The sequence below is a fragment of the Corynebacterium sp. LaCa_23 genome, from assembly GCF_058182375.1.
The window spans coordinates 684,353-710,553 of sequence record NZ_CP190825.1 but is presented as its reverse complement, the minus strand read 5'-3'; the positions used below and the strand labels follow the sequence as shown (position 1 = coordinate 710,553).

Below are 26,201 nucleotides of genomic sequence, written 5' to 3'. Positions count from 1 at the left end.
AGGTTAATCCTCGCCGCGCTCTTGTTGCATCCGCCACCGGATGCCGGCTTCCAAGAAACCATCGATGTCCCCATCGAGCACCTTGGAGGGATCGCCCATTTCAAAATTGGTGCGCAGATCCTTGACCATTTGGTACGGGTGCAAAACATAAGAGCGCATCTGGTTGCCCCAAGAGGCATTGCCGCCGGCGCCGAGCGCATCGAGCTCCGCCCGCTCCTCCTGGCGCTTGCGCTCCAAGAGCTTCGCCTGCAAAACCCGCATGGCAGAGGCCTTATTTTGGATCTGTGATTTCTCGTTCTGGCAGGTAACCACGATGCCGGTGGGGATATGGGTCAGGCGCACCGCGGAATCGGTGGTGTTAACGGACTGTCCACCGGGGCCAGAGGAACGGTACACGTCCACACGCACCTCGTTATCTGGCACGTCGATGTGGTCCGTTTGCTCCACCACGGGAAGGACCTCAACCTCTGCAAAGGAGGTTTGGCGCCGGCCCTGGTTATCAAAGGGCGAAAGGCGCACGAGGCGGTGCGCGCCCTGTTCCACGGATAGCTGGCCGTACATGTATTCCCCGTGCACCACGAAAGTGGCGGATTTAATACCGGCTTCCTCAGCATAGGAAATATCGTAAATATCCACCTTGTGGTCGTGCTTTCCGGCCCAGCGGGTGTACATGCGCATGAGCATCTCCGCCCAATCGGCCGCGTCTACCCCGCCGGCACCCGACCGGATATTGATCACGGCCTCGCGCGGGTCATATTCCCCGGAGAGCATGGTTGTTACCTCGAGGGATTCGATGGCGCTTTCCAGCTCAGCAAGGTCTTCATCGGCAACGGAGACGGTACCTTCTTCCTCCGCGAGCTCGTACATCACCGGCATATCATCTAAGCGCCCGCGCAATGACTCCAATTTGCGGACCTTTGCTTGCGCGCTAGATAACTCAGAGGTGACCTTCTGTGCGTGCTCAGGATCATCCCACAGCGAGGGATCCCCAGCTTGGGCTTCCAATTCCCGAATGCGCGCAGCCAAGGCTTCCGGATCCATGACCTTTTCAATGGTGGTCAGGGTGGTGTCCAATTGCTTGAGCCGTGTAATTACTTCGGGACGCATAGGGCCCAATCTTACCCACCTCCCCCACAGAATTAGCCATTGGTTGGATTTAGGGTGACAATGGTGTGCATGGATCAAAAGCCAAGCTTGCAGGAGATGATCGATGCGGTCATCAAAACGTTTATTGTCGCGCATGCAGACGATGGGGATGCCCATTTGGCGCAGGCGCTTGTGTATAACGCCGGACGCTTGGCTTGGCGCTTGCGCGAGATGGGAGTCTCGGTTGAGCAGAAAACCTCTATTTCTGATGTGGTTACGGATGCGGACCGCGCCGCCGAGCGCTTTATCGCTGGCGTGCTAGAGGCCGTGCGCCCCGAGGACGGCTTGGTGGGCGAGGAAGGCACCGCCCGCGAGTCCCAGTCCGGGCGCAACTGGGTCATCGATCCGGTGGATGGTACCTACAATTTCACTTCCGGCTCGGATTATTGGTGCTCGGCGCTCGCGCTTACCGATGCCTCCGGGGTCGCCCTCGGCGCCGTCCATCGCCCCGCCATGGGCTATACCTGGTTTGGCGGGCGCGACTACCCCACCTCGCTCGATGGCAGGGACGTTGCCAAGCTGCAGGATAAGCCGGCAGAAGAAATCTCTCTCTCGTCCTACCTGCACCCAACGTCGATGGCGGATCCGGAAATTCGTGCCGCGTGGCAGCGGGTGACCGAAAACTTTGCTACAGTCCGTATGCTTGGTGCCGGTTCGGTGGACTTGGCCTCCGTGGCAGAAAGCACGTGGGGCGCATGGATGCAGCATTCGGTAGCGGATTGGGATTGGTTCCCTGGCAAAGCTCTCATTGAGGCCGCTGGTGGTGCCGCCCGCAAGGTAGAAGCCGGTGGCGTCGAGTGGTGCTTGGCCGGAAATAAACAGGTAGTTCAACAAATGGAGGAATGGCTCCGTGGGTAAATTCAAAGAAGACTTAGGTCTCGCGCTCGAGTTGGCCGGTCACGCCGATGTAGTCACGATGCACCGCTTCGAGGCCACCGACCTATCCGTCAAGGAAAAGCCGGACCTGACCCCGGTTTCGGATGCGGATCTCAACTGCGAGAAGCACATTCGCGATTCGCTGAAGCGCTCCCGCCCGCGCGATGAGGTTTTAGGCGAAGAGTTTGGCGGCCAGGCCTGCTACGAGGGCCGCCAGTGGGTCATCGATCCCATCGATGGCACGAAGAACTTCGTGCGCGGTGTGCCCGTGTGGGCTACGCTTATTTCCTTGCTCGAGGACGGCGAACCGGTCGTCTCCGTGGTCTCCGCCCCTGCCCTGCGCCGGCGCTGGTACGCGGCGAAGGGCGCCGGTGCCTACCGCGTCTTTGGTGGCGAGCCGAAGCGCCTGCACGTCTCTCAGATCGAGAAACTTGGGCATGCCTCCCTGGCCATGAGCTCGCTGACCGGCTGGTCCGAGCGCGGGTTGCGCGATAAGTTCCTCAACTTGACGGATAAGACGTGGCGCCTGCGCGGCTATGGCGATTTCTGGTCCTACTGCCTCGTGGCAGAAGGCGCCGTCGATATCGCCACCGAGCCGGAGGTTTCCCTCTGGGATCTCGCCGCCCCGTCCCTGCTCGTGACCGAGGCCGGCGGTACGTTTACGGATCTGTCCGGCAATCCTGGGCCGCACGGCGGATCGGCCATTGCCTCCAATGGCCGCCTGCACAAGGCCGCGCTGCAGATGCTGCAGGATTAAGGGTGGGCCGAAAGCTTCAATAAGACCGGTTCGCGGCGCCCGGCCTCGGCGCCGGAGCAACCATCGCTGTGCGAGCAATTTCCGCAGCCGCCCGTGGGGCACGAGGACAGCGATTCACGCACGAGCTGCGCGCTGTGCTCCAGGTGGGCGAGGATGACCTCCACGGTCCCCTGCCCCAGTCCGGTCGCGCGGGCGATGTCCGCGGGGGTGGAGTGACCGCCGCGGATCGCTTCTTTTACCTTGTCTGTAGGGCTCATAGGAATAACCTCAGCACTTGGAAGACGCCGACGGCCAAGACCCACGCCGTGACAAGCTGGAGCGCAAAGCCGATGAGAGTCCACTTCCAGCCGATTTCGCGCCGCTGCGCGGCCACCGTGGCCACGCACGGCGTATAGGCCAAGAGGAAGACCATATACGCCCACACCGCGGCCAGGCCGTGCCCGCCGGAGGCGGCGTCGAAGTCGCTGCGGATGTGATTGGCAAGCGAAGACTCGGCTTGTTCTTCAGGATCGGCTTCCGTGACATCATCGACGGCGTAGGTCTGCGCCCAGGTGGAAATCAGCGTTTCCTTCGCCACCAAACCTGTTACCAGCGGGCCGGTCAGGGACCACGAATCGAAGCCAGTCGGCGCAAACGCCGGGGATATTGCCTTCGAAACCGCGCCATAGGCCGAGTCCTCCGACGGGACGGCTTCCTCGTCAAAGGAATGTCCACCGGTAACCGGGATGGACATGAGCAGCCAAATGACCACCACCGTGGCCACGATGATGCCGCCTGCGGTGTGTAAGAACCCCTTCAGGCGCACCCACATGACCGAAAGCGATAGCTTGAACGTGGGCAGCTGATACGACGGCAGGTCAATAACGAGCGCCTCGGACGGCATGGCGCGCCAGACCGTTTTGCGCAGCGCCAGGCCCACGGCGACCACCAAGGCGATGGATAAGACATACATGCCAAAGACGGCCGATCCGGCGTGATCTGGGAAAAAGACCTGCGCCAGCATCATAAAGACGATAAGGCGCGCCGAGCACGAGGTAAACGGGATGAGCAGGCAGGTAAGGATGCGGTGGCGGACATCGCCAAGCACGCGTGTGGCCGAAATCGCTGGCACGTTGCAGCCATAGCCCACCACGATGGGGATAAAGGCCTTGCCAGGCAGACCAATCGAACGCATGACCCTATCGGTGACCACCGCGGCGCGCGCCATGTAGCCGGAATCCTCCAGCACCGCGAGGCACAAGAACATCAGCGCCAGCAGCGGGGCGAAGGTCAGGACCATGCCGACGCCGCCAATAAGGCCATCGATAAGCAAGCCCGTAATCAGCCAATGGTCGAGGCCAATGGCTTCTAACCCGGCGCGGGCCGCATCTGAAACCGGACCGGTGACAAGGTCTTCGAGGCCGTCCTGCATGGGCCCTGCCACCGTGGTGGTGATGAAGAAGACCGCCCACATCACCGCGAGGAAGAGCAGCGGGCCCACCACCGGGTGCAGCACCACGCGGTCGACGCGCTGGGTGAGGGTCTCACCCACCTCCACGCGGTGGACCGCGGCCTTTTCGGCGGCATCGAGATCCGCGAAGCGCTGATCCAGGCCAGAATCCTCGCGAATGATGATTGGCTCGGCGCGCATGGCCTGCGCCACGGCGCTTTCCAACCCGTCGAGGTTGCGCCGGCGCCGACCATTGACGCTGACCACTGGCATGCCGGTAGCGCGGGAGAGCGCGTCAGTATCGATGCTAATGCCCTGCTGCTCGGCCATATCCTCCTTGGTCACGCCGAGGACGACGCGGTATGGCTCGGCGGCGATTTGCAGCGCCAAGTTGAGCCCGCGGGCCGGGGCCGTTGCGTCCACGAGGACCACGACGACATCGGGGCGCTCGTCTGCGGGGCAGTCAATGAGCATCTGCTTAGTAAAGGCCTCATCGGGGCTCATGGGGTCTAGGGAATAGGCGCCGGGCAGGTCGATGATGTCGAAGGCCTCTGGCTGCGCATTCCAGAGCCCGCGGCTGACCTCGACCGAGGTGCCCGGCCAGTTGCCGGTCTGGACCTTCGCGCCGGTCAATGCGTTAAAGAGTGTGGATTTTCCGGAATTCGGCGCGCCCACCAGTGCCAGGACGGGCGTGCCTTCCGCCGCTATCCGCATGGTGGAGGTGCTGTGGCAGCTTGCTGGGGCCGTGGAGTTATGTGCCATGGCTTATGCCTCCACTGGAATGACTTCGAGTTGGCGCAGCGTGTGCGCATCCACCGCATAGCGAGCCGTGCCCACGCTCACCACGCGCGCGCCACCTGCGACGGTGCGGCCGATCTGCACGCGGGTGCCGGGCCGAAAGCCCAGCTCGCGCAGCCGCACGGCCAGCGCCGGTTGGGTCTCGATCGCGTTGTGCAGGCACTCAGCGGACAGTTCTACCACGGCATCGGTGGGTGCCTGATCCGCGCGCATGGACCCAGATTCTGGTGGGGTGGGATGGGATGAGGAAAAAGGGTTGTGCATGGGGAACCTCGGTTCAAACTTAGCTGTAGAAGGGGGACATTCACAGCAGATATTGACTAACCCTAAGTGGCCAATAGGTAAGTCTCAGTTTAGTTTAGGCCGCTGTCCGCGAACAAGGATAGCCTTCGCTTTCCCCCACTTTGGCGGGGCGGATGCGCGTTATATGGCTATAGAAATTGCGCACAAAAAAGCGCCCCGTCCGGCTTTCGATGCCGAATGGGGCGCTACCTGCTTCGCGGTTATGCTTCGGGGAGCTTGAACCCTGCGCCAACGCCACCGCGGCGGTTCATATCCGCCAACACGGTATCCATATTGGTAGCGGCGGTGGGGTTGTGAACCGCGCCCTGCAGCGGGGTGCGGCACGGGAAGTTCACCGGCAGGAAGCCGCCGGAGATTGAACCGATGAGGCGGTCACCGGCAAGCAGCGGCGCGCCGGAATCGCCCATCATGGCGCAGACCTGGTTGACCTGGACGCTTTGCGCCTGCTGATAGGTCATACCGCAGGTTTTGCCGGTGGCAACGCCTTGCTTGCACACGGTCTCACCCGGGTTGACGGTCCCGCCTAGGGAGTTAACGGTAACCCCGTTGTAGGTGCGGGTGACCTCAGCGTTGGAGCCGAATTCGATCACGGAATAATCCAATGCAGCGTTCTTGGACACGATGGTGCCCGTCGGGCCGATGTGCTCAGAATCGGCCGAGGTAATCGCATCGCCCTCATTACCGCAGTGTCCCGCGGTCAGGCCCACCTTGCGGCCGGCGGCGTCATTGCCGGCAACGCTCAAGGTGCACATGGTCTCACCATTGACGTAGATAGGGGTGCCGGGGCCATACAGGGACTTGCCCTGATTCATGGCGGCATCGGATTCTTCGGGGATGCGCGGGGCATCGAAAAGGGAACCCGGCACGCGGTGCAGGACAAAGTCCGCGTCAGGCTTTCCCGCAGCTACCTTGGAAAAGCCATCATTTTTCCACTGGTAGTTGGGGTTATTGCCCAAGGGCTTTTGCTCTACCTGGGTGGCTTGTTCCAGCAGCCCGAAGGGGTTCGGGTTGGTGGCCGGCTCCGCATACTGAGCCCCCTGCTGGACGTTACTTGCCACCGTGTCGCGGGCGTTTTGCAGCGCGGAATCCACGGTATCGGTGACCTGCTTATCCACCTCTGGGGTCTCAACACCAAAGCCCGCGAGGCCCTCGCGCACGTGGTTGATAAACCCTGCCGAGTCAATATCCGGTTGGGGCAATTCTTGGGCTCCTGCTGCCGGGGAACCCAAGAAAAACGCACCAGCGAAAGCCGAGCCCACCAGGACTTTCTTTAGGTGCGGAATGCGAAGCATCAAACTACCTTCTTTCAGTTGTCAAGATCGTGCTAGCTAAATCCTGACATGGATCGCGTGTGAAAGCAGCTAAGTCCTGTGACTGTTTCCAAGCCGTTACCGTTCTTTCAGGTTTCGGGGGTGATCCCGCAATTAATCCGTCCCCAAAACTTTTCGATGCCCTATTCTTTACCCCATGATGTCCCCACGGAAAAGCGCCGGTGCTTAAGATGCCAGAGCCGCTTTCCTATGCCGATACCGCCGGATTCCCACAGCTGCACATGAGCCGGGTCATCGACGCCGATTTCGATACCGCGGCCCAACGGCTCTTTCGCTGGGGCATCCAGCGCAGCGGCCTCTTCCGCGTGCGCCCCAGCCACCCGGTCGTCCAAGAAGGCGCCGAGGTCACCATGGGCCTTGGCCCGTTTGATTTCCGCTGCCGCGTGGTCGAGGCTTTCTCCGACGATGGGCGCTGCGGCTTTACCTACGGCACCTTGCCCGGCCACCTCGAGCGCGGCGAGGAAACCTTCACCCTAGAGCGCCTGCGCGATGGGCGGACGCTGCTGCTTATCGATGCCGCCTCCGAGCCCTTCCTGCCCTTCTTGCGCCCGCTTGTCGATATCCCCCGCCGCCTGCTCATCCGCCGGTTCTACCTGCACGCGCTGGACTAGCGTGGCAACACAAAGGCCGCTGCCCCTCCCCTACGGGAGAAAGTCAGCGGCCTAGGCGCGGTTAACTACTTGCGCTTTTCATCGAGGTTATCGCGAGCCTCGCGCACAACGTCTTTCACGCGGTCAAAGAAACCGCCCTTCTTACCGGATCCCTCCTGGTATTCCTGCGCCTTGTCTTCCACGAAGTCCTTGGCGCGGTTGATGGCTTCTTCAACGACGTTGCCGGCCTCGGTGACCTTGTCCTTCAGGTCATCAAAGTCATCGCGCTCATCATCTGCTGCATCCTCTGCCGGCTGCTCCGGTGCGGCAGCGATGTGTTCCTCTTCGGCCTCGCCCACCACGTGCTGTGAGGGCTCATAATCCGCGTTGTCCTCATCCAGCTTTTCCTGCAGGTCTGGTTGCTCGGACGCAGCAGCAACGTGCTCTTCCTCAGCGCCGGTAACCACGTGGTTCTTCGGCTCGTAATCGCTCTGCGCCGCAGCATCATTTTGCTCATCTGCGTTTGCCGTGGCGGCGGCGCTGGCAGCAGCAGCTCCGCCAGCCGCGGCTCCAGCAGTCTCAGCTCCCGCAGCCCCGGCTTTCGCAGCCTTGCCGGATTCAATCTTGTTGCCCTCGGCATCAGTCGATGCCAGGTAGGTAAATTTCTCGCGATCCACGTCTACTTCGTGTCCAAGGGCGCGTGCAGTTTCTTTAGCCATTGCTTTGTACTCCTTAACTAGATCTATTTTCTCCTATCCTAGCGTTCCAGAAAGTTAAGGTGCGTGCACGGGAACCGAGAATGGAAGAATCAGCATCGCTTTTCGCACGTTTGAGACGCCGGCCCAGCAGAAACAGGCTCGGGGGAGCGCCACGTTGTCCAAAACAACCGCGTTTCACCAAAAATCGACCCGAAAAATGGACAAACGCGGTCATTTTGGACACTTTCTGCCCTTCCACCGCCATCAGTCGGCAAAATTGACGTGCATTACACACGCGTGTACTAGACACGCGTGCACTATGCATGTATTCTTCTGGCATGGACACTCCAAGCAAACAAGTCGCCGACGCACTGGGACTACTTTCCCAGCGCAGCCTCCGTCGACGTATGTATACCCATCTCACCGAGGGGCTCGGTGAAGAAGTCAACGAATCCACATATTTGGTGCTCAGCGGCCTAGACCGCTGTGGACCCTCCACTCCGAAAGAGCTCGCCACCGTCATCGGCCTAGATCGCTCGGTAGTATCCCGCCACGCCTCGGTCCTAGAAAAGGCCGGACTCATCGATCGCACTACCGATCCCCGCGATGCGCGGTGGATACAGCTGTCGCTGACCCCACTGGGAGAAGACAACGTCGCCGTGATGCGCTCGCGCCTGACCCAACAATTGGAAGAATTCCTCGCCCGCTGGCCGGAATCCGCGCAACAACAATTCGCCGAAATGCTCACCGCACTCACCCACGACGGACCATTCGCCTCCTAATACCTCCATCACTATCTCCACCATGACCACACTTCACTACGCCATGTGCACACGCGCACACACTTCGAAGGGAACCCCTCATGCAGGAAGAAGAAAAACTCGACCCCCAGACTAGGCGGGTCGTCATCGCCCTTGTCTTCGGCTCAATTTTGCCGCTGCTAGATATCAGCATCGTTAACGTCGCCATTCATTCCATCAGCGAGGCGTTCAACGCACCGATAGTTCTCGCCCAATGGGTCATCACCAGCTACGGGTTGGCCTCTACTATGGCCATTCCGCTCAGCAGCTGGGCAACGCGCCGCTTCGGCGCCAAAAATCTCTGGATTGCCGCGCTCGCAATCTTCACCGTCGCTTCAATCCTGTGTGCGGTGTCGACGCATATAGACATGCTCATCGCCTTCCGCGTCCTGCAGGGATTCGCGGCGGGCTTCTCGGTGGCGGTGATGCAGACCCTCATTGTCACCAACGCCGGGAAGGACCAGGCCACACGCGCCATCACCGCAATCGGCCTACCGGCGGTCATTGCGCCCGCAGTTGCCCCATTACTGGGCGGGATGCTTGTCGATGCCATCGGCTGGCGCGCCATCTTCCTCATCAACGTTCCCATCGGCATCGCCGCAATCGCCCTTGCCGTGCACTATCTAGAACGGACCCCAGCAGACCCTGCAGCCCAGCTGGACCGCACGGGATACCTCTTGCTCGCCCCGGGTTTGCTCACAGCGGTCTATGGCTTTACCACCATCGGGCACATGAACTCTTGGACAAGCATAATTCTCCTCGCCGCCGGCGCGGGGCTGATTGGATACTTTGTCCTGCATGCGCTCCGGGTGCCATCGCCGCTTATCGATATCCGCCTATTTACCCACGCCTCCTTTTCCTCAGCGTGGGCAACGCTGGCCATTGCAAGCACCGTATTTTATGGCGGGCTGTTCCTCATTCCGCTGCACTATCAGAGCAACTACGCCTACACCGCACTGCATGCGGGACTTCTGCTGGCCCTACAAAGCGTGGGCGCCTATTTCAGCCGCTCGGCATCGAAAAAATTCATCGCCCGATGGGGTACGCGGAAGACCGTCTACATGTGCATTGTCGCCACTATTATCGGAACGCTACCTTTCGCTTTTCTCACCGGCCAGGCGGCAGGCTGGCTCATCCTTCAAGGCTGCGCGCTATTTGTGCGCGGCGGCGGCATCGGAGCCCTTACGGTGCTCACGATGTCCGCGACCTACCACGGCTTAACCAAAGATGAAGTCGTCCATGCCAGCGCTGCGGGCCACATAGCGACCCAACTTGGCAGCGCACTAGGCGTATCCGTCTGCACGGTGCTGATGACCCTCACCCATGGGATCGGCTGGACAACCTTTGCCTACTTCACCGTGTTCACCACGCTTATGGCAGCCACGGCCACCCGGCTCCCGTCCGGGACCGTGGTCCGGAAATAAAAGGTTAAGCTCGAGGCATTTGTCCTACCGAGGTTCCTCTTTAGGAAACCGCTCCTGCCTCCAGGACGAAAAGGTGTTTGCCCCAGCCAACAGCCGTAGCAGAAGAAATAAGAGCGGAGCTATCAGTTGTAGCAGCGCTGACATCGTCCTGAGTCGGCACCTTGGCGCCGAACATGGAAAGCCTTACCAAGTCCTCTTCATAGGAATGCTCATCGCCGCCGGCTTCCTCGAGGACCTCGGTAAGGATATAAGCCCGGCGGGACTTATCCCCGTGAGTGGTGCGGCCTAATTCGGCGGCCACCGCCTCGCTACCAAAGACGCTCCAGGGATCGATGAAAATAACGTCAGTTGCCCACGCATAGTCTGCTTCGGTGGGATTAAAGCCGCTTCCGTCACCACTCGTTTCGCATCGTTCACGAGAAGCTCCTGCGATTTCCCGTAGCACCGCTTCCGAGGACGCATCGGTGATAATCCGGCACTCAGCATGTTCGCATCGGCGGAGAATTTCATCCGCATATACTGCACCTCCCTGGCCAATGATGAGAACGCGAGCGGTGTCATCCAGGTACTGCTGCAGTTCCTTTGCCGCGGAAGGAGCAGTCCACCCAGCACTCACATTCTTTTGCTCAAAGCGTTCGGCTGCCAGGTGCGGGTCTTGGCCAAGATATTCTGACCACGGCAATCCCTTTTCGCCTTGAAGCGCTGGCCCACCGGTGCGAAGGCTGTCCTCAAGGCGCATCAGCGCCATCGCCTCAAGGTGCGCAGGCCCGCTTAACCAACGCACCACATTTGAATCTGGATCCGCCAGTTCCATGCCCATTGCGGTCAATGCGAGGGTACGCTCGTGTACTTCGACGAGTTGAAGAGCCGCCAGGTAACGGATAAACCTCCGTAGCGCATCCTCGTGCAGTTCTGTCGCAGCAGCAAGAGCAGGGACCGTGTTCGCACCCGCATCGATTTCTTGGAAGAGCCCTAAACGCACGGCAGTGCGGAGCGCAAAGGCTGAATTCAGCTCAGCCAGATCATGGATATTGTGCAAAACACTATTGCTGCTGCTCGATGCGCTTTCTTTAGCGTCGCTTTGGCTGGTACGCCGCCAGTAGCCTGTGATTTCCCGATGCTCAGGGGAAATTCCGGAAGCCTTAAACAAACGCCGCATCGGTCTCAGCCGGGAGGCCTCCCCCGCCGCCCATGCGTATGCTTCGCCACCTGGCAATGCCGACCGAGAAGTCCCCTCAAAAAGCGCACGTGACTTTTCTACGAAGTCCTCACCCTGGTCACGTACTGCCCAGTGGATCTGTACTGAATCTGGAATGTCTAAATCTTGAATATCAGCGCTCGTCGGAACCTCTACCACCGCAATCGCATCATGCCCAGCCGGGAGCGATTCCAGGCAGCGGCCGATTGCTGGGAGCGCCGTCTCGTCTCCGGCCAAGAAAAGCCAATCGGTATGCGTAGGTAACTGTGCACACGACTTCGGGCCTGCCACAAAAATGGCGTCACCGATTCGGGCGTTCTGGGACCAGTTTTCGGCCAAGCCCTGACCATGTCGCGCGAAATCTATGGCTAATCGCCCGCGTACAGCGTCAAAGTGGCGAACCGTGTATGTGCGGAATAGGTTTTTAACGGCTTCTGGCCACAATAAGTTGCCATCATTTTGCGCTATTGGGTGCGGCCGCTCCCCCGTTTCCGGATCCGGGAAGATGAGCCGAACGTCGTCGTCAAAACCATGGCTTATCAGCGAAGGAACGGAAATACCATCGCGATCGTGGTCTCGGAGTTGCTCCCCGCTGAGCGTAATTCGCCGCATGGCTGGCGATATATCTTCGATATTTTCCACATACAATTCCCGGTAAGAAATTGGATAAATTTCCCTGCTCCGGCTGTTCCTTGGCATTTTTGAGACCATTCCCCTCTCGGTTTTGATGGCTTTTATTTCACTTTATTCGATGGCCTAAATTGTCTTATTAAGTTGTGCTGACGCCTTGAACGCCTCTCCCAGCGCCAAGCATTTTCCGGCTCACCTACTCACCTTTAATACAGTCATCGTGCTGTGCCGATGAGCGAATATGCGGGAAGCGTGAGGCCAGGTTTCGGTGTTGGAAAGGTAAGAACGGACGCACCACTACCTTGGGTACAGTCCATTGAAGAGAACGCCTTCCGATAAATCGGAAGGCGTTCATGACTACCTGCTGCAACGGAGTGAACCCCTTCTAGCAGGTATCAGGGTTGTGCGGACCTTGACTACTTTCCAACTTTTTCCAGCGTCGGCATCGTCTTATCCAGCACCCAAGCTCGGCTCAAGCTCGTCGGGTTGTTGAGTCCGGCGACGACCGCTTCATCGCCAGCGAGAGTCGCATCGGATTTCACCTGTGGCAGCTCTTTGTATCCCGGAATATTTTCAACCTCTTCGATTGAGCCGGTGCGGTTATAAATAACCATGAAATCAGCGGCCAGGTAGGAAACATTTTCCGGAGAAAGCGTGACGCGACCCTTATCAACTGGCACGGATCCGTCCGTCAGCTTGTCCGGGAACTTCATGCCCAAATCGTAGATGAAGGAGGCACCCGGATCCTCAGGGTCAGCAACGGCGCCAAAGGAGCCTTGGGCGAACTGGGAAACAATGCCGGTTTTACCGGAGAGGTTAGGCAGTTTCTCCTTCACGTCGGAGAAACGCTTCTGATCCTCTTCAATGGCTTTCTTCGCTTCGGATTCCTTATTGAAGATCTTGCCCAAAGCTTCTAGCTGAGATTCCCAGCCAATTCCCTCACCCTTATCGGAGATTCCGCCGAGAGTCGGTGCGATTGCAGACAATTCCTTGTAATTAGCCTCAGAAATTGTCCAGTAATCACCAACGATGAAGTCGGGCTCGATTGCCGCAATCTGTTCCTGGGGCAGAGTCTTGAAGTCTGTCTGATCGATCACCTTGACGCCATCAAGCTTGCCCTCGCGCCAGGGCGAGTTCTTGTCTTTTGCATTCTGCACGACGGCTGCTGGTTTAATTCCAAGTTCCAGCAGGTTATCAACGGCCGGCCCCACGGCAACCACATTTTGCGGATTGACCGGATACGTATCCGTGCCGCGTGCGTGCTCAATGGTCACGTCCTCTGCAACTTCGGAGGTTGTTGCCGCTTCATCGGTTGAATCGTTCGACGAGCAGCCTGACAGAACCAATCCGGCACAGATAGCGGCAGCGATAAATGAACGCGCGCCCCTTTTTACTGACATCCCTTTTCCTTAAAGTCGGTTTCCTGAGGTTGCCTTTCAGCTCTTTTCATCGGATTGTCCGGTAGACCCGAAGGCAACTTTTAAGTTAGGTTAGCGTTACCTAGGCCACGTTGCAATAGATTTGTTAAACTATTTCCCTATAGATATTTCCTATTTACAGGACCCCTAAGCCCACACCTGCACAAGACCCATTCCCCTAGCTATAAAAGTGCGGGGGCCAAAGAAAATGCTGCTTGACGATGCACTTCCGGGCAGCGGATCGGCGGTGCGACCGGCTTCCCACACAGCGAAAACCGCCCCCTCACATTCATGCGGGAGCGGTTCAGCGATTGACTCCTATTACTTCGTGGCGTCCGCCAACGGCTGCTCGATCTTATCCAACAGGTAGTCCAAGCTCAGCACGGTCTGCCATCCGAAGGCCTTTTCTAGGTCACCTTCCAAGTAGACACTGTGCCCGTCCTTAACGGCGGGTAGCTTGCTCACGATTGGATCCTCAGTAACAGATGCCTTGTCCTGCGTCGGAGCGTAGGACAACTGATCCCACACCAGTACGTCAGAATCAACCTGGTCAGCGTTTTCCTTGGAGACCTCGCCGTAGAATTTATCCTTGGTGATTGCCGCGTAGGCGGGGTTGATCTTGAACCCCAGCTCGGTAAAGAAGCGGCTGCGCGGATCTTCTTCAGCAAACACGGCCAGGCTGTCGGCAGAGACGGTGGCCACACCGAGTTCCTTCTCGGCCCACTCTGGGTGACGGTCCTTTAGGTATGCAAACTTCGCTTTAACCTGCTCCACCTGACGCTTTGCTTCTTTAGGCTTTCCTACGGCTTGCCCAATCTCTTCCGTAGTCACGTCCCACGGTTGCTGCAGCTCTTTATATTCACCCTTTTGCACGACGACAGGGGCGATATCGGAGAGTTTCTTGTATGTATTTTCATCAATATCCGAGTACACAGCAACGATGAGATCTGGCTTGTCCTTAGCGATAGCTTCCGCATTGACCTCTGTGTCTTTGTCGATTCGAGGGGTATCTCCCTCGATCTTGTCGTTAGACCAGTTGCCCGCAGCCTGCCCATCCGGGGTCATGCTATCCCAATACTTCACAGAAACCGGTGTGATTCCGAGCGCCAGCAGCGCGTCCTGATCCGTATAGCCTAGGGAGACCACACGCTGTGGGGCTTCCTTGATTTCGGTGGAACCATAGCGATGCTCGATGGTGGTGGGGAATGCGCCTTGCTCGGCGTTGACCGCCTGGGAGTCTGCAGAGTTTTCGGACTGGTCATCAGTCGAACACGCCGTCACCGCGGTGCCCAGAGCCAGCACAGTAGCAGTACCGACAAGAATTTTCTTGAGTGTCATTTTTCTCCGTTATTACTGGTGACGGATCTCAGCGCAAGGCCTAGCCCGTTCACAAATGGGAAAGTTCAGAATATTTGGTTGGTTATACCCAAATGGGGGGGCAACCAAGTTCCCCAATCGTTGGAGACAATGACATATTCTCGCACGATAAAAAGATAACTTAGGCTTGCCTAAATAATCAATGTTACGCTGGTCACTAAAGATTTCCAGCTACCGCCTATGCGATGCACATGCAGCACACTCAACTTTGAGACAGGCACTACAAAAGGTGCCGCATAGAGTTTCACCTAAATAGTGGGCGCCTAGGGCCAGTTGCGATGACTTGCAGCCCTTCACTTTTACAGTCTTTTAATTAAATGAAGGCTTACCTTACATGAAAACGGTAATATGCTTGTCCATGATTGACAATCACACCCAGCAACAGCCTGAGCCACGCCTCGGGCGAAGCTCCCCTCCCCGCCCAGCGGGAGTAGCTAGGTACCTTTCTCCACCCCGCGACTTAGGGAATCCCATCGCAACCTGTGAGCCAGTACTTTCCGTGGCGTCACTCCGCAGCACCGGTGCTCGCTGGGCACTATTGGCTGGGCGTGGGGGCATCGGCAAGCGGAAGCAGCGATTGGAGGCCACGCCATGAGTGTGCGCACTACCCGCCTCCTGGGTCTAGGGGCGCTGCTCCTGCTGGTCCTCGTTGGCACTATCTGCAGTTTGCTGTATGGCGCCCGTTCCATTCCTGCGGAGGATGTGTGGACTGCGCTGCGGGAACTCCCGGCCGCACGCGGTGGCCAGGACGAAGTTTCCACCAACCAACGCGTGGTAGCTGAGCTGCGGCTGCCGCGCACCATCCTGGCCATCATCGTGGGGGCGGCACTGGGAGTAGCCGGTGCTCTCATCCAAGGCCACACCCGCAATCCCCTGGCGGATCCGGGAATCCTGGGCGTTAGCTCCGGCGCGGCGCTCAGCGTTGTGGTCAGCTTCGCGCTATTTGGCATCACCGCCCCGTGGGCCACCGCGGTGGTAGCCTTCCTCGGCGCTATCGCTGCCACGGCACTGGTCTTCGGCCTCGCCTCCGCAGGCAAGGCAGCCGTCGATCCCTTGACCTTAGTGCTGGGCGGCGCCGCATTGTCAGCGGTCTTAAGCGCCATCACCAGCGCCTTCGTACTCACCAATGAGAATAACCTAGACCGGATGCGCTTTTGGACCGTCGGCTCCCTCGCCGGCCGGGATATGAACATCGCACTAGGGATCCTGCCGTTCATAGTGGTGGGACTGATCCTGGCGTTTGCCACCGGCCCTCAGTTAAACATCTTGAACTTAGGCGACGACGTGGCCGCAGGACTCGGCATCAATACCGCGGCCGCAAGGCTGGCCGGCATGGGGATCATCGCCTTGTTGGCTGGCGCGGCCACGGCTGCCGCGGGCCCGCTGGGCTTCATTGGCCTGGTAGTGCCCCATATCGTCCGGGCACTTACCGGCCCAGATTATAAGTGGATTTTGCCGTACTCAGCACTTGCCGGCGCGGCGCTATTGCTGTGTGCGGACGTGGTAGGCCGCCTCATCGCCCGCCCCGGCGAGCTCCAAGTGGGCATCGTTTTGGCCTTCGTTGGTGCACCGTTCTTCATCGCCTTGATCTACCGGAAGAAGGTGATGACGCTGTGATGCGACGAAACAAGGCCGCGCAGGCCGTACAGGATAAACAAAGAACTTCGTGGCAGATGCCGGGCGGGGTACCATTCCGGGCTGGCCCCATCTCCTTCCTCTGGCGCCCGCGGGTGGTGCTGGTATGCATCATCGCCGCGGCGCTCATCGTCTTTTTGGGCGCGCTTTCCATCGGGCTGGGTGACTACCCTATTTCCGTTCCCCGGGTACTTGAGGTGATCTTCCAAGGGGAAGGAAGCCGCGTGGAAAGGCTCGTGGTCCTGGAGTGGCGCATGCCTCGAGTGGCCACGGCCATCGCGGTCGGCTGCGCGCTGGGGCTGTCCGGTGCGCTCACTCAAACAGTCACCCGCAACGCGCTGGCCAGCCCCGATATCCTCGGCATCACCACGGGAGCCTCGGCCATGGCCGTCACGGTCATCGTCCTCGGCAGTGGCGGTGGGTTCGCCGGTTGGCTCGCCGGAATCGGCATTCCTCTGGCCGCGTTGCTGGGCGCGATCCTGAGCGCCACGATGATTTGGGCGCTGGCTTGGCGACGCCAAGCCGATTCCTACCGTCTCGTCCTCGTGGGCATCATTATTACCGCGCTGCTGAGTTCCTACATCAATTTCCTCATGGTCCGCGCGGAGCTGCGGGATGCAAGCCAGGCACAGTTCTGGCTCACAGGATCCCTGGCCAAGTCGGAGTGGAGCACCACCATTCCCATGGTCGCCCTTGTGCTTGTCTGCGCCCCCTTGCTGGCCTGGATCGCCTACCAAGCACTGGCCACCACTCTGGGCCCCGATCTCGCCCGGGCGCTGGGCCAGCGCGTCAACGCCGTGCAGGTAGCGATGCTGGCATTGGCCGTAGCCCTAGCTGCGGTAGCGGTCTCCGCTGCCGGGCCCATCGGCTTCATCGCCTTCGTAGCGCCCCAGGTGGCCCTTCGGTTGTGTGGCGTACCCAGTCCCCCGCTTGCGGCGTCGGCGCTTACCGGCGCAGTACTGCTGCTCGGCGCGGACATCGTCACCCAAGCGGTTCTGCCGGTGGAACTTCCGGTGGGTATTGTCACCTCCGCGCTCGGCGGCATCTTCCTCATCTACCTACTCGTTCAACGCACTAGGAGCACAGACGCATGACCTCCCCCATTCCCCAGCCAAGCGCAGACCGACCAAATACCGCCGGTGGCGTCGTCGCTTCCTCGGTCACGGTGGGCTACGGACAGCGCACCATTATCCGCGATCTCAGCGCCACGTTCCCGGCCGGAAAGATCACCACCATCGTGGGGCCGAACGGCTGCGGTAAATCGACCTTGCTGCGCGCCATGTCAGGACTGCTCGACCTCGGTACAGGGCACGTAAGTGTGGATGGACAAAACATCTCTGAAATGAAGCGCAAGGACGTCGCCCGCATACTGGGAGTCCTGCCCCAATCACCCGTGGCACCTGAAGGGCTATTGGTCTCCGATCTGGTGGCCCGCGGGCGGCACCCACATCAGGCGTGGTTCCGCCAGTGGTCCTCCACGGACGAAGACGCAATATTCGAGGCCCTAAAGCAAACCGGTTCTGCGGATCTTGCCAGCCGCACGTTGGATGAGCTTTCCGGCGGCCAGCGCCAGCGCGTATGGATCTCCATGGTGCTGGCGCAAAACACCGACATCCTCTTCCTAGACGAGCCGACGACGTACCTTGATCTCGCGACCTCCGTGGACATCCTCGAACTAGTCGATAGCCTGCGCCAGGAACTAGGCAGAACGGTGGTAATGGTGCTACACGATCTCAACCTGGCGGTGCGCTACTCCGATTATCTCGTGGTTATGAAAGACGGCCAGGTCATTGCTTCCGGTACACCCGCAGAGGTCATCACCGCAGAGCTCCTGCAGGAGGCTTTTGATCTGCGGGCGCGGGTCATTGAGGATCCGGAGACTGGAGATCCACTCATCGTTCCACTCAGGAAACCGGCTTAGGTCTACGCCCAAGGGTTAAGCCCACCCACTAGGGTGGCGCATAAGTAAAGGCCCCGGCCAGAATCTTTTCTGGCCAGGGCCTGGAAGTTGGTAGCGGGGGCAGGATTCGAACCTACGACCTCTGGGTTATGAGCCCAGCGAGCTACCGAGCTGCTCCACCCCGCGTCGAGATGACTTCCATCATCTGCGCTTGAACAGTGCGTTAATACTTAATGTATTCGCTCTGTCCCGGCGACTTCTGTAACTATACAGACAGGAAGGCACCTACCCAAATCCCCTGGGTAGGTGCCTTATTTCCTGAGTTTCTACTACGCGAAGTGAGAGGCTTTAGCCCTCGGACTTCTGGTAGGACTCAACTGCCTTGTCCAACTCATCCAAGGCGCGGCCGTACTCTTCAAAGGAGCCATTGCGGGCATCCTCCAGGCCCTTCAGGGCCTTGTTGATGTCCTCGATAGCGCCTGCTTCATCGGAGGAACGAGGGGCCGAAGCCGGAGCGGATTCCTCAGTAGATTCCTTCTTCTCGTCCTTCTTGTCCGCAGAAGAGCTGTCCTTATCGGCATCGTCGTCGCCGGAGTCGCCCTCGATCTCTTCGATGTCCTGGGCGGACTTGGCGTCGATTCCCACCTGCTCAAGGGCATCACCGATAGTCGGTGCGTAGCCCACGCGGCCCTTGTAGGACACGAGCACACGCAGCAGCTTCGGGAAGGCGGATGCCTGATCCTTGCGCTGCGAGTAAATCGGCTCGAGGTAGAGGATCTCGCCGCCGCCGACCGGCAAGGCCAGCAGGTTACCGTTGTGCAGATCGTTGGTGCCTTCCCACAGGGTGCGGTCGCGGGCAACCTGGTCAGAAGACATCATGGCGTCCTGTGCCTGCTTCGGACCCTGGGTCTGCGTATTGGTTGGCAGCACGCGCACGGTGATATCGCCGTAGGTATCCGGATCGGAAGATACCGCCATGTGTGCGGACAGGAACTCACGGTTCAGACCACGGTACGAGGTGGTCAGCTGGAAGCTCGGGTCGCCGGTTTCCGGATCGGCAGCCATCACGTAGTACGGCGGCTGGTTCAGGTCACGGGATTCCTCTGCGGTCGGGTCATTCGGTACGGACCAGAAGGCGTCGTTATTGAAGAAGACGTTCGGGTCATCAACGTGGTAGCGGGCCAAGAGGTCACGCTGCACCTTGAACATGTCCTCTGGGTAGCGGAAGTGCTCGCGCAGCTCATCGGAGATCTCGGATTCCGGCTTCACCACATCCGGGAAGACACCTTCCCAGGCCTTGAGAACGGGGTCTTCCTTGTCGAACTCGTAGAGGTCCACGCTGCCGTCATAGGCATCCACGGTCGCCTTCACGGAGTTGCGGATATAGCCCACCCGGTCATTGACCAAGCGCTGGGTTGTGCCATCGGGGTTGAGGGCGTCCTGGGTGGCATCGGAAAGCGAAGCGCGCTGCGAGTACGGCAGGGAGTCCAGGGTGGTGTAACCATCGACGATCCACTTCAGATGACCATCAATAACGGCCGGGTAGGTAGCGGAATCGGTGGTCAGCCATGGGGCAACCTTCTCCACGCGCTCGCGGGGGTCGCGGTCATAAAGCAGCTTGGATTCGCTGCCCACGCGGTCCGAAAGCAGGAAGTTCAGCTCGCGGTACTTGGCGGCATACATGGTGCGGTCAAAGAGATTGCCAATCTCAACGCCGCCCTCACCGTCATAGGTGTAGTTGGTGCTATCGGTGTCGTACTCCACTGGGTTCTCGCCGGTGGTACCGGTAATGGCGTAGTCCAAATTATCTGCGGCACTAGCGATGACCGGGCCGTAGTAAATGCGGGGCTGGTCTACCTTGATGCCCAAGGACTTCTCGGCATCTTGGGTCTCGCCCTCACCCTCGGACTCGCCGGCCTGGGTCTGTAGGTCAGAGACGGTGAAGATGGGGTAACCACCGCGAGCAGAACCGGCATCGCGGGCAACCTCATCGACGGTATTGGCCTGCGCGGCTACGAAGCCATTGCCGTGGGTATATACGGTGTGGCGGTTGATCCAGTCGGACTGGTTTTCGCGCAGCTCATTCGGGTCCAGCTCGCGGGCTGCAACGACGAAGTCGCGCATCTTGCCATCGATTTCATAGCGGTCCATGGACAGCGTTTCTGGGAACCCATAGAAGTTCTTCAGCTGCTGCATCTGGGTAAACGTCGGCGACAAAATCTCTGGATCCAGCAAGCGCAGGTTATTGATGGTGGCGTTATCGGAGGCAACCTTGTCATCCGATACGTTGTCGCCGCCCCAGTTTTCCTTGTAGGTCACGTGGTCATCGGTAAGCCCATAGGCATACCGCGTGGCCTCGATATTGCGGGCAATGGACTCGTTTTCCTTCGCCTGGCGGTTTGGCTGTACCGAGAAGCGCTCCATGAGCAGCGGCCATGCCTGGCCGATGATGAGCGAGGACGCGAGCATGAGCACGACGGCGAGGCCAGGGATGCGCAGGTCCTTGATGACGATGGCCATAAAGAGCGCAATAGCGACGAAGACGCCGATGATCATCAAAATGATCTTGGCGGGCAGGTAGGCGTGGATATCCGTGTAGGAACCACCGGTAAACAGGTCGTGCTCGGAATACAGCAGCCCGTAGCGCTCCAGCCAGTATCCGGCGACCTGGGCCACCATCCACAGCCCGGCCGTAATGGCAAGCTGCAAGCGCGCCGAGCGGGAGATAGAGCCGCGCACGCCCGCGGCCTTATTGCCAATGCGGATTCCGCCCAAGATGTAGTGGCCGAATAGGGCAATGAGGAAGGCGAGTACAAGCAGGATGGACAGGGTGCTGACCACCATCTGCAGCACGGGCAGGCTAAAGGCATAAAAGCCCAAGTCGTGGTGGAATTGGGGGTCTTGTACGCCGAAGTCCTGACCATTGAGGAATAGCATCACATCGCGCCAGTGGGACTGGCCGATGAAACCGGCGATGATGCCCACGATGGCCGGGATGACCTTGAACAGCACGCCCATGGACTTCTCAATGGACTGGCGGTACTGATAGACCGGCGAATTCAAATCCCCCATATCCAGGGAATCGGGGCGGCCGCGCCAGGCAAAGAACCCGGCTGCCCACACCACTGCGGCAGCAACGAGCCCGAAGATGATAAAGAGGACTATGCGCGCAATAATCGCGGTGGTGAAAACACTGCGGTAATCAATGGAGCCAAACCACCTCCAATCCGTGTACATACCCACGAGCATGGGTCCGAAGAATAAGAGGACGGCAATGATGGCCGCAATAATTGCCGCGACCTTAGGTGGCCGCTTCAATGGGGCGGCTGGTGTGGATGACCCTAGGGACAACGCCAGCTCCAATCAAATAGTGCGAATATTAAACATGTAGACTTTTTCCAGTTTAAGGAATCAATACCCAGATAACGAATAAGGATGCCTATGAGTTCCCCCGAATTATCACAGCCAGCTTTAAACCGCGCTATGACGGAGGCCGTGGAGTTCGTCCATGCTGAAGGTTGGGACGCCCGCCCCACCATCTTCGCCCTTGTTCCCACCCATCTGGTGGCGGACCAGCTAGCGGCCATGGATGAGGAAACCGCGTCCCCGCTGACCCTTATCGTGCAAGACAATGTCCCGGAAAACATCGAGCCGGGTTCCGAGGAATTGGCTGATTACGTCTCCCGCTTGGCCTGGCCGCGCGAGGTCGCGGGCGCCATCTTGGCCCAGGAGATCAAGTTCCGGGATACTTCTAGCGAGGACCCCTCCCCTCGCCCCGCGCGCCTGTATTCGGGTGCCCTGCGCGAGGAAGGAATTGAGACCACCTTGCTGCAGCTGCGGCCCACTGAAGAAGAGCTTGAGGCGGCCGGCCCCTTTGCTGAGGACGATATTCAGCTCCGCGGCGGCCCGCAGGTGGCCCCTGGCGTAATCGCCGCGCTGCGCTATGGCCTCAACCAGGATCCGGATGAACTAGACTAAGTGGCAATTAAGCCCGCAACCAAGGAGTTCTATACAGTGCGACGCCTTTCCTTCACCCGCCGTTCTTCTGCCCGCACCGCTACCGCGGCGGCGCTACTAGGGCTCAGCGTGGCTGCGGCAGGTTGTTCTTCCGATGCTGATGCGCCTGACGATGCCCCCGTAGAGACCACCTCTGCGGCCACCACCACCACGACCTCTGAGAACGACAAGGAGTCCGCGGCATCAAGCACCGAATCCTCCACGTCTTCCACGGAGTCAGAATCGGCAGACAAGGACGAGGACGAGGCTTCCGAAGAAAGCACCACCCGCGAGCCGAGCGCTAGCAGTGAGCTGGATAAGTCGGTGGCCAAGGTCTATGACGTTTATAAGTCGCTGGCGCCCAAGGACCTATTCGCCCAGTTTGAGCGCTGCGATTCCACCGGCGGGGATTCTTCCTACAATTGCTCCGGTCCTAAGGTGGGGCAATTCCAATTCTTTAAGTCCCACTCCAAGGCCTCCCAGACCACCCAGGTACTTACAGAGCTGCGCAGCTCCCATGCCATCGAAGACGATGGCGATCGCGTCGTCGGCTGGTCCACGTTGGGCGCCACGGCCGTTATCACCGTGGTGGATAATAAGGAAGGCCTGGTCATGCAGCAGATGATCTCTTCTGACCAGGTGGACCCGGAAGAAAAAATTAAGGAATTGGGCCTAGTAAAGGACTAGGCCCCGGCCTTATGAGTTTTTATTAGGTGCATTCCTTGACGTCTTTGCCCGCCGCAAAGTCCTTCATGGCCGCCACGGCATCGTCGAGGTTTTCTACCTGCGCAATGGTCATATCGCCGTGGTCGCTGCCGGCCGCCGCTGAACAGTTGTCCTTAGGCGCCAAGAAGAGCTCAGCGCCTGCCTCGTGCGCGGCGGCGATTTTATGCTCGATGCCACCAATTGGCCCAACCTTGCTATCGGCCTGAATGGTACCGGTGCCGGCCACGAAGGTACCGCCGGTTAAGTCTTCATCGCTGAGCTTGTCGATGACCGCCAGGGTAAACATCATTCCCGCTGACGGCCCGCCGATATCCTGCAGGTTGTAGTTCACCGAGATATCGTCCTTGGGCTGGGATAGCATGGCGATTCCGAGCAACGCCTTGCCCTTATCGTGCGGGTTTTCGCCCAATTCGATTTCTTCGCTGAGCTCTTTATCCCCGCGCGTCACGCTGACTTTCACCTTATCGCCGGGGCTTTTGTCCTTGATGATGTCTTGGACCTCGCTTGGCTCGGTGACCTCGGTGTCATCGACTGCGGTGATGACATCGTCCTTTTTGAGGTGCTCCGAAGCGGCGCCGTCCTCGATGACCTCGGCCACGGTGATTTTGACCGGCAGGTGCAAATAGTCCATCGCCGCGATGGTGGCCGCGGACTCCGATTGGGTAAAGGCCTGCTTATTGGATTCTTGGACCTCTTCATCGGTCATGTTTTGCGGAATGACGGTATCGATGGGCACCAGGGTGTCATCGGTAAGCGCCCAGCGCCCCAACGCCTGCGCCAAGGTCATATTGGTGCGCACGGATACGGTGGTCATATTGAGGTGCCCACTGGGCTCATAGGTCTTTGGCGCCTGCACATCAACAACTTGGGTGCCATCAACCTCGCCCAGCGTATCCACCGTAGGACCGGGGCCTTCGGCGGCATAGGGAACGGTCAGCGAGACATCGGTGCCCGGGATATGGTCAAGCGATACCAACGCACCGGTAAGCACAACGGGGATAGCACCCCAGGCGATGGTGCGGACGCGACGGCTAGCAGGAGAATTCACGAAGCAATAGCCTACAACCTTTGGCGTACTGTTCGCTGTCAGCGTTGCTGTGATCATGGAAACTTTCCGCACGGTGCCGGTAGATTGGAGCGCATGAGCAACGGATTCGGTTTTTCTTTCCCAAATAACGATGACGACGATAATGACGGCCGTCGTGACCAGAACCCGTTCGGCGCATTCGGCGGCGGTAATGGTGGCGGCCTCGGAGACATGCTGAACCAGTTCGGTCAGATGCTATCCGGCATGGGCTCGTCCATGAACTCGCCCCAGAACTCCGGGCCGGTCAATTACGATATGGCCAAGCGCATCGCCCTGCAGCAGATCCCCAAGTCAAAAGACATCAGCGCGGAAGATTCCAAGGCAGTAGAAGAATCGGTGCGCCTGGCGGAGCTCTGGCTTGACGATGCCTCTATTCTCCCCACCGCTTCCGGTACCACGCAGGCATGGGATTCCAAGCAGTGGCTGGAAGAAACCATGCCCGCCTGGGAACGCATGGTCACCCCCGTGGCCCAGCACATGAATGATGCCCAGCTGGAATCCATGCCGGAAGAGGCTCGCGAAATGATGGGCCCGATGACCAAGATGATGGGCCAGATGTCCAGCATGAATTTCGGCATGCAGCTAGGCCACGCCCTGGGCGATCTGGCCAGCCAGGCACTGACCGGCTCCGATTTTGGCCTGCCCATCGCCCCGGCCAATACGGTGGCGCTTTTGCCGCATACCATTCAGAAGGTCGCGCGCGAGCTCAACGTTCCGGGCCAAGAGGTACTGGTTTATATCGCCGCGCGCGAGGCCGCCCGCCAGCGCCTGTTTAAGCACGTGCCGTGGCTGGTAGAGCGCATCGTCTCCTCCGTGGAGGAATACGCCATCGGCTTGGTCATTGATACCTCCCACATTGAAGAGCTCGCCCGCGAGCTGAACCTGGAATCCGGCGACCCGCAGGCCATCCAGGAAGCCATGAGCAAACTGCAGGGCATGGATCTATCGCCGCGCATTACCTCGAAGAACACCGCGGCTGCCTCAAGGCTGGAAACCCTGCTGGCCTTGGTCGAGGGCTGGGCCGAGCACGTCGTGAGCGAGGCCTTGGGCGAGCGCATCCCCTCCACCTCCAAGCTCACTGAGGCCTGGGCACACCGCCGCAGCACCGGCGGATCTGCCGAGCAGGCCTTTAGCAAGGTCGTGGGCATCGAGCTCAACGCCCCAAAGGTCACCGAGGCCGCCGAGCTGTGGCGCCGCGCCACCGTGGCCGTAGGTGCCGAAAAGCGCGATAAGGCCTGGGACCACCCAGACTTCCTGCCCACCGCAGAGCACCTCGATAACCCGGCCGCCTTCATCGATTCCCTCTTGGATGATGAGCCGGATGAGGGCTTCGAGGAAGAATTTGCCAAGCTCGAAGAGATGCTCAAAAACGGCGAGGGCTCCGGCGAGGACTCCGAAAGCAAGTCCGAAGAGGACAAGGATTCTGCAGAAGACAAGGACGCGCAGAGCAGCGACGACGCGGACGACGGCGACAACAGCTCCGAAAAGGACAACGGCGGCGAGGATAAGTAGCTCGCGCTAACCGCCCCAGCGCTGGTAGGCCTCAAGGTAGCCCTTGGCCCGCTCGGCGTGGGGTGCCCTATCGGCCCACTGCCAGAATTCGCGCCCATGACGCGGGATGAAGGTATGGGTCAACTCATGGATGATGACCGAATCCAACACATAATCCGGAACCTGCTGTAAGCGGTTGCTCAGCCGGATATCCGCGGTGGAGGTAGTACAACTACCCCACCGCGCATTTTGATTGCTCACCCACCGGATGGACCCAATCCATGCGCGTCCTTCCAGGTACTGTGCGTTGAGCTGTTCGGCGCGCTGGAGGAGCGCCGCATCGGTTTTCGCCGCACCACCGGTTTTCTTCTCTAGGCGCGCGAGCATGTCCTGTACCGCCTCGTTTTCCTCGCGGGCGGACATCCAGGCAGGAATGCGCACTTCCAATACCCCTGCCACCATGCGCGCCTGCACCGACTTTCGCCGCCGCGCAGAGCGGATAACCTTGACCTCAGGGTGGGTACGTCCTGGTGGTTGCGTGCTCGACATGACAGGCCATTGTACCTGTGGTGCAATGGACGCACATGCGGC

Annotated in this window: 23 protein-coding genes and 1 tRNA gene; 11 read left to right on the top strand and 13 right to left on the bottom strand. The window is 59.4% G+C overall.

From position 1 onward, the window contains the following. Positions 1 to 3 precede the first annotated feature (3 nt). On the bottom strand, positions 4 to 1,107 hold the full coding sequence (gene prfB, locus ACP8IT_RS03545; RefSeq protein ID WP_005277601.1) for a peptide chain release factor 2: 1,104 nt from the start codon (positions 1,105 to 1,107) through the stop codon (positions 4 to 6). 60 nt (positions 1,108 to 1,167) lie between these two features. On the opposite strand from prfB, the gene ACP8IT_RS03540 reads away from it, so the two are divergent. Next, positions 1,168 to 2,004, top strand: a complete 837-nt coding sequence (locus ACP8IT_RS03540; protein WP_490290423.1) for an inositol monophosphatase family protein — start codon at positions 1,168 to 1,170, stop codon at positions 2,002 to 2,004. After that, positions 1,997 to 2,779: a histidinol-phosphatase gene (hisN, locus tag ACP8IT_RS03535; protein ID WP_023016942.1), complete on the top strand. Its 783-nt coding sequence runs from the start codon at positions 1,997 to 1,999 to the stop codon at positions 2,777 to 2,779. The genes ACP8IT_RS03540 and hisN overlap by 8 nt, the downstream gene beginning before the upstream one ends. Here hisN and ACP8IT_RS03530 read toward each other — a convergent pair. The 4 genes from ACP8IT_RS03530 to ACP8IT_RS03515 form a co-directional block, all read right to left on the bottom strand. Continuing rightward, positions 2,776 to 3,036 carry a MarR family transcriptional regulator gene (locus tag ACP8IT_RS03530; RefSeq protein WP_490290422.1) on the bottom strand — a complete coding sequence of 87 codons (261 nt, stop codon included), beginning with the start codon at positions 3,034 to 3,036 and terminating at the stop codon, positions 2,776 to 2,778. The genes hisN and ACP8IT_RS03530 overlap by 4 nt on opposite strands. Next, positions 3,033 to 4,970 carry a ferrous iron transport protein B gene (gene feoB, locus ACP8IT_RS03525; RefSeq protein ID WP_490290421.1) on the bottom strand — a complete coding sequence of 646 codons (1,938 nt, stop codon included), beginning with the start codon at positions 4,968 to 4,970 and terminating at the stop codon, positions 3,033 to 3,035. The genes ACP8IT_RS03530 and feoB overlap by 4 nt, the downstream gene beginning before the upstream one ends. A 3-nt stretch (positions 4,971 to 4,973) precedes the next feature. Beyond that, positions 4,974 to 5,270 (bottom strand): FeoA family protein, encoded by a 297-nt coding sequence (locus ACP8IT_RS03520; RefSeq protein WP_005281834.1) that lies wholly within the window; start codon positions 5,268 to 5,270, stop codon positions 4,974 to 4,976. A 239-nt stretch (positions 5,271 to 5,509) separates the two neighbouring features. Then, complete coding sequence (locus ACP8IT_RS03515; RefSeq protein ID WP_490290419.1) at positions 5,510 to 6,601, bottom strand: S1 family peptidase; 1,092 nt, start codon at positions 6,599 to 6,601, stop codon at positions 5,510 to 5,512. Between the two features lie 209 nt (positions 6,602 to 6,810). Here ACP8IT_RS03515 and ACP8IT_RS03510 point away from each other — a divergent pair, with 209 nt between their 5' ends. Continuing rightward, entirely contained in the window at positions 6,811 to 7,251 is a 441-nt protein-coding gene (locus ACP8IT_RS03510) for a DUF1990 family protein (RefSeq protein ID WP_490290588.1), read from the top strand. Positions 7,252 to 7,316: 65 nt separating this feature from the next. Here the strand turns inward: ACP8IT_RS03510 and ACP8IT_RS03505 are convergent, their stop codons facing one another. Next, positions 7,317 to 7,949 carry a kinesin gene (locus ACP8IT_RS03505; RefSeq protein ID WP_490290418.1) on the bottom strand — a complete coding sequence of 211 codons (633 nt, stop codon included), beginning with the start codon at positions 7,947 to 7,949 and terminating at the stop codon, positions 7,317 to 7,319. 317 nt (positions 7,950 to 8,266) lie between these two features. Here ACP8IT_RS03505 and ACP8IT_RS03500 point away from each other — a divergent pair, with 317 nt between their 5' ends. Together ACP8IT_RS03500 and ACP8IT_RS03495 are read left to right on the top strand one after the other, a co-directional pair. Further along, positions 8,267 to 8,710 (top strand): MarR family winged helix-turn-helix transcriptional regulator, encoded by a 444-nt coding sequence (locus ACP8IT_RS03500; RefSeq protein ID WP_490290416.1) that lies wholly within the window; start codon positions 8,267 to 8,269, stop codon positions 8,708 to 8,710. 80 nt (positions 8,711 to 8,790) lie between these two features. Then, positions 8,791 to 10,152 (top strand): DHA2 family efflux MFS transporter permease subunit, encoded by a 1,362-nt coding sequence (locus ACP8IT_RS03495; protein WP_490290415.1) that lies wholly within the window; start codon positions 8,791 to 8,793, stop codon positions 10,150 to 10,152. Between the two features lie 40 nt (positions 10,153 to 10,192). On the opposite strand, the gene ACP8IT_RS03490 is transcribed toward ACP8IT_RS03495, so the two are convergent. The 3 genes from ACP8IT_RS03490 to ACP8IT_RS03480 all read right to left on the bottom strand — a co-directional run bounded on the left by ACP8IT_RS03490 (position 10,193) and on the right by ACP8IT_RS03480 (position 14,736). Next, complete coding sequence (locus ACP8IT_RS03490) at positions 10,193 to 12,049, bottom strand: siderophore-interacting protein (RefSeq protein WP_490290414.1); 1,857 nt, start codon at positions 12,047 to 12,049, stop codon at positions 10,193 to 10,195. A gap of 347 nt (positions 12,050 to 12,396) precedes the next feature. Further along, positions 12,397 to 13,380 carry an ABC transporter substrate-binding protein gene (locus ACP8IT_RS03485; RefSeq protein WP_490290412.1) on the bottom strand — a complete coding sequence of 328 codons (984 nt, stop codon included), beginning with the start codon at positions 13,378 to 13,380 and terminating at the stop codon, positions 12,397 to 12,399. A 339-nt stretch (positions 13,381 to 13,719) separates the two neighbouring features. Continuing rightward, positions 13,720 to 14,736, bottom strand: a complete 1,017-nt coding sequence (locus ACP8IT_RS03480) for an iron-siderophore ABC transporter substrate-binding protein (RefSeq protein ID WP_490290411.1) — start codon at positions 14,734 to 14,736, stop codon at positions 13,720 to 13,722. Between the two features lie 630 nt (positions 14,737 to 15,366). Here ACP8IT_RS03480 and ACP8IT_RS03475 point away from each other — a divergent pair. Genes ACP8IT_RS03475 through ACP8IT_RS03465 form a run of 3 tightly spaced genes read left to right on the top strand, consistent with a single transcriptional unit; the run spans position 15,367 to position 18,331 of the window. Then, a complete protein-coding gene (locus ACP8IT_RS03475) occupies positions 15,367 to 16,392 on the top strand; it encodes a FecCD family ABC transporter permease (protein WP_490290410.1) in 1,026 nt (341 codons plus the stop codon). Then, the gene (locus ACP8IT_RS03470) at positions 16,392 to 17,504 is read left to right on the top strand and encodes a FecCD family ABC transporter permease (protein ID WP_490290409.1); all 1,113 of its coding nucleotides are present in this window, start codon (positions 16,392 to 16,394) and stop codon (positions 17,502 to 17,504) included. Before ACP8IT_RS03475 ends, ACP8IT_RS03470 begins: the two co-directional genes overlap by 1 nt. Next, positions 17,501 to 18,331 carry an ABC transporter ATP-binding protein gene (locus tag ACP8IT_RS03465; protein WP_490290408.1) on the top strand — a complete coding sequence of 277 codons (831 nt, stop codon included), beginning with the start codon at positions 17,501 to 17,503 and terminating at the stop codon, positions 18,329 to 18,331. The genes ACP8IT_RS03470 and ACP8IT_RS03465 overlap by 4 nt, the downstream gene beginning before the upstream one ends. 88 nt (positions 18,332 to 18,419) lie before the next feature. On the opposite strand, the gene ACP8IT_RS03460 is transcribed toward ACP8IT_RS03465, so the two are convergent. Together ACP8IT_RS03460 and ACP8IT_RS03455 are read right to left on the bottom strand one after the other, a co-directional pair. Then, a tRNA-Met gene (locus tag ACP8IT_RS03460) sits at positions 18,420 to 18,496 on the bottom strand. A gap of 162 nt (positions 18,497 to 18,658) precedes the next feature. Further along, positions 18,659 to 21,628, bottom strand: a complete 2,970-nt coding sequence (locus tag ACP8IT_RS03455; protein WP_034666844.1) for a UPF0182 family protein — start codon at positions 21,626 to 21,628, stop codon at positions 18,659 to 18,661. A gap of 123 nt (positions 21,629 to 21,751) precedes the next feature. Between ACP8IT_RS03455 and ACP8IT_RS03450 the strand changes: the two genes are divergently transcribed. After that, the gene (locus ACP8IT_RS03450; protein ID WP_005277569.1) at positions 21,752 to 22,288 is read left to right on the top strand and encodes a PPA1309 family protein; all 537 of its coding nucleotides are present in this window, start codon (positions 21,752 to 21,754) and stop codon (positions 22,286 to 22,288) included. Between the two features lie 36 nt (positions 22,289 to 22,324). Further along, positions 22,325 to 22,993, top strand: coding sequence for a beta-N-acetylglucosaminidase (locus ACP8IT_RS03445; protein WP_490290407.1), 669 nt, complete (start codon positions 22,325 to 22,327; stop codon positions 22,991 to 22,993). Positions 22,994 to 23,015: 22 nt separating this feature from the next. On the opposite strand, the gene ACP8IT_RS03440 is transcribed toward ACP8IT_RS03445, so the two are convergent. Then, complete coding sequence (locus ACP8IT_RS03440; RefSeq protein ID WP_490290406.1) at positions 23,016 to 24,080, bottom strand: YlbL family protein; 1,065 nt, start codon at positions 24,078 to 24,080, stop codon at positions 23,016 to 23,018. A gap of 93 nt (positions 24,081 to 24,173) precedes the next feature. On the opposite strand from ACP8IT_RS03440, the gene ACP8IT_RS03435 reads away from it, so the two are divergent. Beyond that, entirely contained in the window at positions 24,174 to 25,631 is a 1,458-nt protein-coding gene (locus tag ACP8IT_RS03435) for a zinc-dependent metalloprotease (protein WP_490290405.1), read from the top strand. Between the two features lie 6 nt (positions 25,632 to 25,637). On the opposite strand, the gene ACP8IT_RS03430 is transcribed toward ACP8IT_RS03435, so the two are convergent. Continuing rightward, entirely contained in the window at positions 25,638 to 26,159 is a 522-nt protein-coding gene (locus ACP8IT_RS03430; protein WP_034657935.1) for a M48 family metallopeptidase, read from the bottom strand. Positions 26,160 to 26,201 lie beyond the last annotated feature (42 nt).